This is a genomic window from Bacteroides sp. AM16-13 (assembly GCF_003602705.1).
Lineage (GTDB): Bacteria > Bacteroidota > Bacteroidia > Bacteroidales > Bacteroidaceae > Bacteroides > Bacteroides xylanisolvens.
Map to the genome: position 1 here is coordinate 56,276 of NZ_QTLK01000032.1, position 11,388 is coordinate 67,663.

11 protein-coding genes and 1 pseudogene are annotated in these 11,388 nt (G+C 40.1%); 11 read left to right on the forward strand and 1 reads right to left on the reverse strand.

Annotation, left to right across the window (positions count from 1 at the left end; genetic code table 11):
* Nucleotides 1–8: 8 nt before the first annotated feature.
* From DW173_RS20820 to DW173_RS24240, 11 genes and pseudogenes are all read left to right on the forward strand, one after another.
* Nucleotides 9–2,900: a CHAT domain-containing protein gene (locus tag DW173_RS20820; RefSeq protein ID WP_120145146.1), complete on the forward strand. Its 2,892-nt coding sequence runs from the start codon at nt 9–11 to the stop codon at nt 2,898–2,900.
* Between the two features lie 94 nt (nt 2,901–2,994).
* A complete protein-coding gene (locus DW173_RS20825) occupies nt 2,995–3,597 on the forward strand; it encodes a sigma-70 family RNA polymerase sigma factor (protein WP_008023089.1) in 603 nt (200 codons plus the stop codon).
* Between the two features lie 2 nt (nt 3,598–3,599).
* Nucleotides 3,600–3,977, forward strand: a complete 378-nt coding sequence (locus DW173_RS20830; protein WP_120145147.1) for a LytTR family transcriptional regulator — start codon at nt 3,600–3,602, stop codon at nt 3,975–3,977.
* Nucleotides 3,978–3,992: 15 nt separating this feature from the next.
* The gene (locus DW173_RS20835; RefSeq protein WP_233562268.1) at nt 3,993–4,583 is read left to right on the forward strand and encodes a hypothetical protein; all 591 of its coding nucleotides are present in this window, start codon (nt 3,993–3,995) and stop codon (nt 4,581–4,583) included.
* 23 nt (nt 4,584–4,606) lie between these two features.
* Nucleotides 4,607–5,239: a VWA domain-containing protein gene (locus DW173_RS20840; RefSeq protein ID WP_120145148.1), complete on the forward strand. Its 633-nt coding sequence runs from the start codon at nt 4,607–4,609 to the stop codon at nt 5,237–5,239.
* 12 nt (nt 5,240–5,251) lie between these two features.
* Nucleotides 5,252–6,274, forward strand: coding sequence for a WG repeat-containing protein (locus tag DW173_RS20845; protein WP_117683429.1), 1,023 nt, complete (start codon nt 5,252–5,254; stop codon nt 6,272–6,274).
* Between the two features lie 185 nt (nt 6,275–6,459).
* Complete coding sequence (locus tag DW173_RS20850; protein ID WP_008023080.1) at nt 6,460–7,143, forward strand: energy transducer TonB; 684 nt, start codon at nt 6,460–6,462, stop codon at nt 7,141–7,143.
* 105 nt (nt 7,144–7,248) lie between these two features.
* Nucleotides 7,249–7,872 carry a hypothetical protein gene (locus DW173_RS20855; RefSeq protein WP_117809648.1) on the forward strand — a complete coding sequence of 208 codons (624 nt, stop codon included), beginning with the start codon at nt 7,249–7,251 and terminating at the stop codon, nt 7,870–7,872.
* A gap of 44 nt (nt 7,873–7,916) precedes the next feature.
* Nucleotides 7,917–8,480, forward strand: a complete 564-nt coding sequence (locus tag DW173_RS20860) for a cob(I)yrinic acid a,c-diamide adenosyltransferase (protein ID WP_004313274.1) — start codon at nt 7,917–7,919, stop codon at nt 8,478–8,480.
* 73 nt (nt 8,481–8,553) lie between these two features.
* On the forward strand, nt 8,554–8,775 hold the full coding sequence (locus tag DW173_RS20865) for a DUF2795 domain-containing protein (protein ID WP_002558131.1): 222 nt from the start codon (nt 8,554–8,556) through the stop codon (nt 8,773–8,775).
* A 171-nt stretch (nt 8,776–8,946) separates the two neighbouring features.
* Nucleotides 8,947–9,057, forward strand: a pseudogene (locus DW173_RS24240) (IS982 family transposase); the annotation flags it as partial.
* A 222-nt stretch (nt 9,058–9,279) separates the two neighbouring features.
* On the opposite strand, the gene DW173_RS20875 reads toward DW173_RS24240, so the two are convergent.
* On the reverse strand, nt 9,280–11,388 hold a 2,109-nt coding region (locus DW173_RS20875), incomplete at its 5' end, for an alpha-galactosidase (RefSeq protein ID WP_120145149.1).

The following is an 11,388-nucleotide window of genomic DNA, read 5'->3' on the forward strand; positions in this document are numbered from 1 at the left end:
ATGCTAAGATGAGACGTTGGGTGACTTATATATTATTCATAATGGCGACTGTCGGAGTAAATGCCCGGCAGTATACCGAAACGCAGCCGGACTCGACTTACTACTCATGTGCTTTGGAGCTGATATTAAAGCGTGATTATGAAAAGGCGAGAAGTGTATTGCATCAAGGTTTGACGTTTGCTACAGGCGAGATGCGCATAAAAAGCATACAGAAAATAGGATTGAGCTGGTACTTTGAAGGTTGTGTTCTTAAACTGCAGAATAAGAATAAAGAAGCATACCGATGTTTTATAGAAGCACGTAAATCTTTTCAGGAGATTTCTGATAAGGGAGATGAGATGTCCGTATTAAAGCAAATGGCTGAGATAGAAAAAAGATTCTATTCGGCTGATGAGGCTATGAAAAGGTATAACGAGGTGGTGAACATTGCCCGGCAGATACCTGATACACTTATGTGGATTGATGCCTTGAAAGGACAAAGTGGTGTATTGAAGGAGCTTGGAGAGTGGGAGGAATATCTGCAATTGTCACTTAGGCTAGATTCTTTAATGTCAAATGTTGGCGATGTCAATATTCAGATGGAACTGAATTATGAAAGAGGGGACAATGCACAAAATTTGTGGGGAAATGATGCACTAGCAGAATCATTTTATTTAAAGAATTTAAGTCTGATTCCCAATTTGCAGGAAGAGGTAAGAAATAGCCAGTTATTTATTACCAGTTTACGCTTGTGCGATCTGAAGATAGCACAGAAAAAATATGATGACGCATTAAAATATAACACCTGTTGTTTGTCTTGTTATGCTTCAGAGTTTGGTCTTGCGTCAGCTAATCGTTATTCTCCTTACCGGAACCGTGCATATATTTATCAGAAAATGGGATTAAAGGATAGTGCTTTTTGCTGTATGGATTCCTTATTCCTGAGTCATCAGCTGAAGTCGGTGTCTATGGAAACGGTTGCCGGTCATTATGTACAGAGAGGTTTATTATATGCAAACTTTGATGAATACGACTTGGCAATAGCTGATTATAAATATGCAGACAGTTTGCTGTCTGTCCGTTATCCGGAAGATAGTAATAGCAGAATGCATATTTTGCTGGCTATGGCCAATTGTTGGTATCATAAAAAAGATTTTGCTGTCGCTAAAAAGAATTATTCCCATTATTCAGTTTTGTGTAAATCTAAATATGGAGATCAGTCTATGGAGTATGCAAATTCACTTTACTATTTAGCCAACATTGAAGGATTCACCAATGAAAAGCAAGTTGGATGCAAAGATTACAGGCAGGCTGCAATTTTATTGAAAGAGCTTATTAAAAAGCAATTAAGATATTTGCCAACGAACGCCAGAACTAAATACTGGAATGATCTTTCTGATATATTATGGAATATGACTGCTTATGCTGTAAAAATAGGAGTAAAGCAGGAGCCTTTTGCCTGCGATGCATATAATGCATTGGTCTTTTCGAAAGGATTGTTATTGGAGTCTGAAAGGTCTATGAGGAATTTACTACGGCAGAGTGGCACGGAAGAAGACTTGGCACTGTATAATAAAATGCTACTGTTACAAAGTCGATTGACCGAAGTAGAGCGAGCTACAGGTAAGGGGACAGAGAACGCCAATGAACTTTATTCTCAGATTGATCAGATTGATAAACAGTTGGCAAGCAAGTGCTCTTTTTATGGAAACTATACTCAGTTCTTGAATACGCAATATCAGGATATAAAAAATGCTTTGAAAGAAGGTGAGGTTGCCATTGACTTTACGGATTTTAAATTAGATTCCGTTCATTGTTATGCAGCTTATGTTTTAAGGAAAGAGTGGGAATATCCCTTATTGGTTCCGCTTTTTAATCAGAATCAATTGGACTCATTATATAACACTGTAAATAATATAACAGACCGTCTTTATCATTTCCCTTATTCTCAATCTTTGTTGAAGCTTTGTTGGGAATCACTGTCTCATTATATTCATCTGGGTGAGACCGTTTATTATGTTCCGGCTGGTACTTTACATCAGCTATCTCTTGAATCTGTAGCTGTTACCTCTGATTCTATATTGGGAGATCAGTATCATTTTATACGATTGTCTTCTACCAGAGAAATCTGCAGGCAAGAATTACAACAAACTGGACATACAAGTGCGGTTTTGTACGGAGGGTTATATTATGATGTCGATTTGTCCGTTATGGATGCGGAAAGTAAGAAATATGATATATCCCGACTTTTTGCATTGCGTGGTGGAGCCATGGTCAGTGATTCTGTTTATCGCTATCTTCCTATGACCCAAGAGGAGGTAAATAGTATTGCTGATTTGCTGGGAGACTGCCGGATAGATGCGACTATTTATACTGGAACTCAGGGTACTGAGGAATCTTTCTTTCATTTGGATGGGCAGGCACCTCAAATTATTCATTTGGCTACACATGGCTTCTACTATACTCCGACGGATGCGGAGAATGTATCAAGGTTGGCAGGATATCAGAATGCAATGTTGTTATCCGGTGTGATCATGTCCGGTGGTAATGCAGGGTGGAAGGGAACCATGCTACCGGAAGGTGTTTTAGATGGCATTATGACGGCAGATGATATTTCCCGTCTGAATTTGAAAGGTGCGGATTTAGTCGTACTATCTGCTTGTGACACAGGATTAGGTAGTATCAATTCTGAAGGAGTTTTTGGCCTACAGCGTGCTTTTAAGAAGGCCGGTGTGCAAACTTTAGTGATGAGTTTATGGGGAGTGAGTGATTGGACTACCAAAGAATTTATGGTGCATTTTTACAGAAATCTGACAGAAAACGGCTGGAATAAGAGAAAGGCTTTTGAAGATGCAAAAGCATTCATACGTCAAACTTATCCTGAACCTTTCTACTGGGCAGGCTTTATTATGCTGGACTGACACTAAAAAATAGGAAATAATACATTTTTCTTCCAAAGTAGGGTTACTTTGAAGGACTAAAATACATTAAGTGGTAAATTAAAGGTTTACCATTATGAAATCGTATGCTACTAAAAGCCCTTTATTGAGTGATAATGACTATATCCATGGCCTTAAAAATCTGGATAACAGGGTAACTCATCAATTCTTTTATAAAGAATGCTATTTTTTATTGAATGAAATCAAGTATTCACTTTACAATGGTAAAGTCGGATATGATGAACTTGTGAACGAACTATATCTGGAACTCAATGCTGGAAACTGGAAAAGACTGGATTCTTTTTTAGGAATAAATGATTGTCATCTGAAAACGTGGCTTTCTGTTGTATCATGGCATTTTTTCGTCAAAAAGAAGATGGTGCTGATGGAGAAGGATTCTGAAGAGGAATTGATAAATTCCTGTAGGAATACTTATAATACAGAACTGAACCTTGAAGTAGATATAGATGTGAAACGGGTAATGTCTTTGATGAAAAACAAGCGTTATGCGGATATCCTAAGATTAATGATTATTGAAGGATATACACCTGAGGAGGTTGCCCGAAAATGGAATAAAACGATAGATAATATTTATAATATTAAACATCGGGCTATCAAGGAGTTTTTGAGTATTTACAATGGTAATATAAGTACATATAACCGAATTAAAATGAACTGAACATGGACAATTGGAAGAATATTGGTATTGCCGGAGATCAGGATAATATCTTTTTATCTGCCACTATGACTGGAAATTTGCAACTGATCCGTTTGGAACACATTGGTTATTTTCGCTATAACTCCAAATGTAAGCAATGGGAAGCAGTTTTGTGTGATAAACATTCTCTGATGTTGAAAAGAAATACAAATTCGCAAAAGATACTGAGTTATCATCCTCACTTGGTGCAGGTTAGCCAGTCATTCATCATTAATGTAAGATACCTGATCTTGATTAAGGATAATAATTGCGTGTTTCTTCCACCGTTTGATGAGGTGGATAATTTACAGATAACCAAGGCTTTTATGAGAAAACTGAAAGAAAAATATCCAAGTATTTAATAGCAGGTAGGAATTATGAACAAGGTAATGTATGAGGTATGGGGCGAAGATACTTTTGCCCGGGAAAGTTATTTGGTAGGTACTTTTGAAACTCGGGAAAAAGCCGGTAAAGCGTTGGAAGCTAGTGAGAAATCTGTATTAGATCAGTGTGAAGAGTTGAGAGATACCTATTGGATAGTGGAACTGACTCCTGAACGGGAAAAAGAGAGGAAGGAATGGGAGCGTAATCAGGAAGAACAGCGTAGAAGTAAAAGCGATTTTGATTACTCACATCTTTGTGGACTTATATCCCGGCTGAATAGTAAGCTACTGGAGGTGGTAGTGCAAGATATAAAAGGGACTATAACAGATAAGGAAGTCAAGTTGTTGGAGGAGAATGAAAAAGTAAGTGATTGTTATGACTCTCTTTCATTTCAATACATCAGAGGGGTGAAAGATGAACAGTGCTGTCTGGTATATGTGGAGATCGGGTTTAAAGATGAGGGAAGAATGTCAACAAGTTGCTTTGTTGGGACTCCTAATCAGATAAGGAGACAATTCTCTTTTAAGAGAGGAGAAAAGTTTGTATGTAGGATTATAGATAAAATGATTGTAGATTTTTTTTGATAAACTAAAAATATAAAAACAACATGAGTCAACGAGTTTATAATTTAATTATTTTGGATGAGAGTGGATCAATGAGCAGCATTGAGAAACAAACTATTTCAGGTTTTAATGAAACGATTCAAACGATTTCTGCTGCGCAAAGGAAGCATGAAGGACAACGACATTTTGTTTCATTGGTAATATTTAATTCAGACAGTATCCGGACTGTGTTTGATAAAGTCAGTGTAGATGTGGTGTCGGAGTTAACGCATGAGACCTATCGTCCGAATTGCTGTACTCCTTTGTATGATGCAATGGGAATGGCATTGACAAAGTTGCGCTATTCTTTATCCGAAACCGATGATTATAAAGTATTGGTTACAATTATAACAGACGGGGAAGAAAATTCCTCTTCGGAATATGATGGAAGGCTGATAAAGAAAATGGTTGAAGAATTGAAGACTAAAGGTTGGGTGTTTACTTATATCGGAGCTAATCAGAATGTAGAAAAGGTGGCTGCAACGATCTCCGTAACAAACGTAATGAGTTTTGAAAGTACTCCATGTGGTACCAATCAAATGTTTGCAAAAGAAAGTGCCAGTCGTATGCGCTTCTTTGATAAACTGGAGAAAAACTGTAATGATTTGGCAGACAATTTTTTTGATGATGAAAAATAGTATAAAGATAAAATGAAAAAGATAACTTTGGGAAAAGCTTTGGGTACAATTGCTGTATTGTGCCTGCTTTGGGTTAGCATTATGTTGACTATTGGTTTTTGTGAACATTATGAGAGTGACGAGCAATTGGCTGATATATACAGTAGCGAGTGTCGTTCTTTTATCAGTGACGAGAAATATAGTATACGCAATATGACTACCGGAAAAACAACGATTGACGGCATCGACTGGCTGTTTGCGGCGGATGCATATACAGATTCGTTGGTTGTTTATTCCAAAAACTTCAAACGTGGATATTTCGACCGTTATACGGGAGCGAATGTGATACCGGCACAATATACACATGCCTGGATCTTCTCCGAAGGCTTGGCAGCTGTAGTACTGAATAATAAGGTTGGATTTATTGATCATCAAGGAAAGACTGTGATTGATTTTCAGTTTCCTTATGCTAAGGATAATAAGAAGCAAGTTGGGCTTGTGTTTCACGATGGGTATAGCAGTATGTATGATGCAACCGGGAAATGTGGCATAATCAATAAAAAGGGAGAATGGGTACTGAAACCATCCTATGAGTATATACAAAATCCGCAATATGGAAAAAGAGTATTCAATGACGGAAAGATGTATGGAGTACTGGATGATTCTTTGCATGTACTTCTTCCTGCAGAATACAGGGATATTGAATTATTAGATGATTATTTAGTGGCAGATAGACCGGATGGAGTTCAGTTGCAGATCGCTTATGATGGTAGGATACTAAATAAGAATGTTTATCATGATGTGACTTCACTGGATTATGATACGATGGAAAGGGCAGAAGACGGCGAAGGAACAATCATGAAGCCTACCGGAATTTATAGATATGGTAGTTACAATCTTTACGGGCTGATGGATGAAAAAGGAAAGCCTCTTACTGCTCCCGTCTATCATAACATTACTGTACTTAGCAAAGATTTATTCTTGTGTGCTTTGAAAGACATATATTCAAGGATTATTGTTGACAGGAATGGACAGGTTGTCCGATATGAGGATTAATTCATAAATTTTATCCAAAAGAAGAGAAAAGAATAAAATAAACAAGGGGCGTCGTAACAACCTATCCATAAAAAGACTATATTTATTGCAGCGAGAGAGCACTTTAAGTAATGCTTAAGAGGAAAAACGAAAAGTAGTATATATACTATATATTTTCTATTATTAATTACTTAAACACATTTTTTATGGAAGCCAAGAAATCAAAAAAGGCTGCAATTGAGAATCAACGGGGTTCTTGGTTGTTGATGGGTTTGGTTGTTGCGCTAGCCTTCATGTTCGTTTCGTTCGAATGGACACAACATGATGTCAGAGTTGCAGCACTATCACCAGATGATGAATCCATCTTTGTAACAGAGCTAGTTCCGATCACATTCCCTGAAGAGAAACTGGAACCGCCTCCTCCTCCCGAAACTAAGGTAACAGAATTGTTCGAAATAGTGGAAAACAATATGGAGGTGACGGATAACGTTTCTACAGTGTCAGAGGATATGAATGCGGTTCATGACGTTATTTGGATACCACCAGTGGTAGAAACAGAAACGGTAGTTGAAGACATTATTCACGTAAGTGTTGAAGTCATGCCGGAGTTTCCTGGAGGTACAGCTGCTTTAATGAAATATTTAGGTAGCAATATCAAATATCCGACGATTTCGCAAGAAACTGGTTCACAAGGAAAAGTCATTGTTCAGTTTGTAGTAGATAGAGACGGAACGATTTCTAATCCTGAAGTGGTGCGAGGGGTTGATCCTTATTTGGATAAAGAAGCTATCCGCGTGATAAGTTCTATGCCGAAATGGACTCCCGGAGTGCAAAATGGTAAGAAAGTTCGAGTGAAATATACTGTACCTGTGTCATTCAGACTGCAGTAGTAACTTGGAATAAATGAATAAGGGTTGGTTCCTGTAAAGAACCAACCCTTTTTCAATAAAAAAATATATCTTTGTCGGGAGAATAAAAATACGAATGATTGTTTTATGAATCTTCTACTCTGTATAAAAAGACCTTTTATCTGGCTTTCCCGCTTTCGTCATCGTTGCGGATATGGCGTCCATTCCCCATTTGCTTTCAGTCTCATTACCGATGTAATTTATGAAAAGATGCCTTACTATGCTTATTCTTCTTTGAAAGAAGAACAAAAAAAGATGGTAAGAGAGCGTGGGTGGACCAAAGGTTCTCAAAAGGTAAACCGTTTTTTGTTCCGGTTGGTAAATAGAGTACAGCCTAATACGATTATTGAGGTTGGGCGTCCTTCCTCGACAGCCCTGTACTTACAGTCTGCTAAACCATCGGCTTCTTATCTCTTTGCTTCCGATTTGTCGGAACTGTTTCTGGATGCGGATACTTCAGTCGATTTTCTGTATCTGAACGATTACCAAAATCCGGACTTATTGGAAGAAGTATTTCGGGTTTGCGTACACCGTACTACTCCTAAAAGTGTATTTGTAGTCCATGGAATCTGCTATTCCAAAGAGATGAAAGCGCTTTGGAAAAAGTGGCAGGCTGACGAAAGGGTAGGAATAACTTTCGACCTATATGACGTCGGTTTACTATTTTTTGATAAAACGAAGATAAAACAGCAGTATATCATCAACTTCTAAGAACCTTTGTACGTTTACCATCTATAATAGTAAAAAAGAAAGTTATGAAAAAGAGCCTTGTATATACAAAGACCGGAGACAAAGGAACTACCAGTCTTGTCGGCGGAAGTCGCGTTCCAAAGACTCATATCCGCCTGGAAGCTTACGGAACGGTGGATGAATTAAATTCTCACCTGGGATGGCTGCACACTTATCTGCAGGAGGAGTCCGACCGGGATTTTATCTTGAGTATTCAACATAAGTTATTCGCCATCGGTTCACACCTGGCCACCGACCAGGAGAAAACACAACTGAAACCCGCCAGTATCATTACCCCTGAACATGTGGAAAGTATTGAGCGGGAGATTGATAAGCTGGACGAGCAATTACCCGAACTTTGTGCTTTCATCATTCCCGGCGGAAGTCGTGGAGCAGCCGTTTGCCATGTTTGCCGTACGATTTGTCGGAGAGCTGAAAGACGCATTCTGGCTTTGTCCGAAACTTGTACAATTTCTCCTGAAGTATTAGCTTTTGTCAACAGATTATCAGATTATTTGTTTGTATTATCCCGAAAAATTAATTTTGATGAACAAAATAATGAAATATTTTGGGATAATAGTTGGAAATGATAGATTTTATTATACTTTTGCCGAAAAATAGAAAAAGAGACAAATTTAGTATTCATTTTAAATACTCAAGATTATGTATTGGACATTGGAACTAGCATCAAAACTTGAAGATGCTCCCTGGCCGGCAACCAAGGATGAATTGATTGATTATGCCATGCGTTCGGGTGCTCCTCTTGAAGTTATTGAGAACCTCCAAGAGATGGAAGATGAGGGCGAAATCTATGAGAGTATCGAAGATATTTGGCCGGATTATCCTAGTAAGGAGGATTTCTTCTTCAACGAGGAGGAGTACTAACATCCACAGATAAGCTAAATAGTTAAATATCAGTGCGATAAACAATAGAAATTTGTTTGTCGCACTGGTGTTTTATACTCTTTGATGGTGTAGTTTATTTGTCTAAAGTTCCATATCTTTGTTTCTCCTCAAGAATATTGGTAAAAGGAATTCTAAGACTTGGTAAGTCTTTTCTCCTTTTTTATTGCAAATTCCTTGTCGGCTATCGCTGCATACTGTTTCTTTGAAAGGAAACCCGCCATTGATGTGAGGTTTATCAATGACGGGCAACTGACTATTTTTTCCACATTTCAGGTATTCCTTCATAAGTCACATATACTCCTTTTTCCATGGGGAGAGGAGCGAGTTTTTCCAGAACGTTTTTCCATGACTCTTCTGGAGGTAAGCCAAGGCGTTCTCTCCATTTTGGGTTTAAACTGAAATTCTTTATTCATACAACTGTAGTTTCTCATTAATTGGAAACTATACAGTTGTAAATAATGGAAGAATGAAGCACCGGGGGCATTAGAGAACCCTATATATTGCTTCCGCTATCTTCTTCATGCCTTCGTCGTCGGGATGTGCGATGATGAAATCCTTGGTTACAGTATATGGCTTTCCGTGTATGTCATAAAGAGTGTCTCCGACTTTCGGACGTGAATTATACAAGCGGTCTATCCAGTCAATCGGAATGAAAGTGAGTCCATGCATATGCGCAGCGTTGATGATGGCACGTTCTTTTTCCTCATCCTTCCAGAAACAACCGGTGATGACTACTTTGTCTGCTTTCCGCTTGCAATATTCCACCAATCGGAGGATACCTGATTTGAATGCTTCCTTATCTTGTACGTTTTCTCCCAAGCGGATAACAATCACATCCTTGTCCGTAACATGAGTGCCAATCAGCGAGTCGATATTGCAATTCAGGTTACGTTCCCAATAAGCGATGTTCAGCGGGGTAACCACTGTGCCGGGACGGTTTTGCGAGAGCATCTTCTCCAATTGATGGCAATAGTCGTTTTCTTCTTTGGATGCTGCCATGCCCCATTCGGAGAACCATTCGATGTCCGCTTTATATTCGTGGCGGGTGATAGAGTTGCCTAAGCAAAGAACACGTAACGGAGGGCGTTGTTCTATCCGGTTGTCGGAAAATGAGGGAGTTACTTTCTCCAGATAAAGCACGCGGCTGGCATATTCGTTTTGTTTCGAAGGTTCCACTCTGTGGGTAGAGGGAATTTCCAGTCCGTTGTCATTCAGATATGCACCGCTGAAACTTTTACCTTCAAATTTCAAAGGTTCAGTGTCGATGCGGTTCAGCTCATGCACCTTATAATATTTGTCCGGAGCAAGTCCTGCCATCTTCACCCGTGGCAAGTGCCGGTTGCAGAAATGTTCCGTTTTCCACCAGTAGAATACGGCTTTGTCCTTTTCTGGCGATACATACATCAGCGAAGCTGCGCCCTGTTTGTCATACGGAGAAAGTAAACGGTAAATATCTCCGAACTGTACGACGGGACGTATCGTCTTGTATTCGGCAATAGCGTTTCTGCACAATGCCTTTTCCTCTTCCGTCATATTCTTGGGCTGTATTTCCATACCTAATCGTCCGCTCATCGCTACATCAATACGGAACTTCAACGGAACGGAACGCGATGTCTGATGGTTGGGGCTTGCGCTGATATGCGCCCCCATGCCGATGGCGGGGAAGAAATAGGAAGTTCCCCATTGGATGTAGATACGCTGAAGTGCATCCGTATTGTCGCTTGTCCAGAATTCGTCGAAGTAGGGAAGTACGCCGTAGTTGACACGTCCGCCGCCGCTGGCGCAAGCTTGTATCGTCAGTTGCGGATAGCTGGCGCGAATGCGTCGGCACACGTTCTCAAAACCCCGGTGGTATTCGATGTTCAGGTGGCTTTGATTGTCTTTGGTCAGGTATTGCGAACCTTGGGTGATGATGGACATATTGGCGTCCCACTTGATATAATCAATGTCGGGATAGGAATTCATCAGTTCGTCCACCGTCTGTACGATAAAATCCTGCACTTGCGGGTTGGAGAGGTCGAGCACGACTTGTGTGCCGCCGCGGGCGCATACCACTTCCCGTTCGGGTGCCTTGATAATCCATTCGGGGTGCTTTTCGTACAGTTCGCTTTTGGTATTAGCCATTTCCGGTTCCAGCCAGATGCCGAACCGTATGCCGTGTTTCCGGGCGTTGTCAAGTAATGATTGCAGTCCGCCGGGGAGTTTGGTCTTGTCTACGGTCCAGTCGCCTAAGGCATAAGAGTCGTTTTTGCGTGGATATTTGTCGCCGAACCAACCGTCGTCCATTACAAACAGTTCGCCTCCCATGGCAGCGATGTCACCCATCATCTGGTCCATGCCCTGTTCGTTGATGTCGAAATAGACGCCTTCCCAACTGTTCAGCAGAATTTTGCGGGGAGTGTTCCCGTTGGCGAGTTTATGCAGGCGTGCCCATTGGTGGAATTTCCGGCTGCATCCGCTCATCCCTTCATCGCTGTAGGTTAGTGCCAATGCGGGGGTGCGGAACACTTCTTCTTTTTTCAGGTTGTACCAGGAGTTTTCTTCGTTGATGCCGGCGAGGAAATGGTGCCAGTCGTCTTCTTGCGTGTCAAT

What these genes read in the sequence shown, in the direction of transcription:
- DW173_RS20830 (WP_120145147.1), top strand. Translation starts at nt 3,600, where the DNA reads ATGGACAATTGGAAGAATATTGGTATTGCCGGAGATCAGGATAATATC.
- DW173_RS20825 (WP_008023089.1), top strand. Translation starts at nt 2,995, where the DNA reads ATGAAATCGTATGCTACTAAAAGCCCTTTATTGAGTGATAATGACTAT.
- DW173_RS20860 (WP_004313274.1), top strand. Translation starts at nt 7,917, where the DNA reads ATGAAAAAGAGCCTTGTATATACAAAGACCGGAGACAAAGGAACTACC.
- DW173_RS20865 (WP_002558131.1), top strand. Translation starts at nt 8,554, where the DNA reads ATGTATTGGACATTGGAACTAGCATCAAAACTTGAAGATGCTCCCTGG.
- DW173_RS20845 (WP_117683429.1), top strand. Translation starts at nt 5,252, where the DNA reads ATGAAAAAGATAACTTTGGGAAAAGCTTTGGGTACAATTGCTGTATTG.
- DW173_RS20835 (WP_233562268.1), top strand. Translation starts at nt 3,993, where the DNA reads ATGAACAAGGTAATGTATGAGGTATGGGGCGAAGATACTTTTGCCCGG.
- DW173_RS20850 (WP_008023080.1), top strand. Translation starts at nt 6,460, where the DNA reads ATGGAAGCCAAGAAATCAAAAAAGGCTGCAATTGAGAATCAACGGGGT.
- DW173_RS20820 (WP_120145146.1), top strand. Translation starts at nt 9, where the DNA reads ATGAGACGTTGGGTGACTTATATATTATTCATAATGGCGACTGTCGGA.
- DW173_RS20840 (WP_120145148.1), top strand. Translation starts at nt 4,607, where the DNA reads ATGAGTCAACGAGTTTATAATTTAATTATTTTGGATGAGAGTGGATCA.
- DW173_RS20855 (WP_117809648.1), top strand. Translation starts at nt 7,249, where the DNA reads ATGAATCTTCTACTCTGTATAAAAAGACCTTTTATCTGGCTTTCCCGC.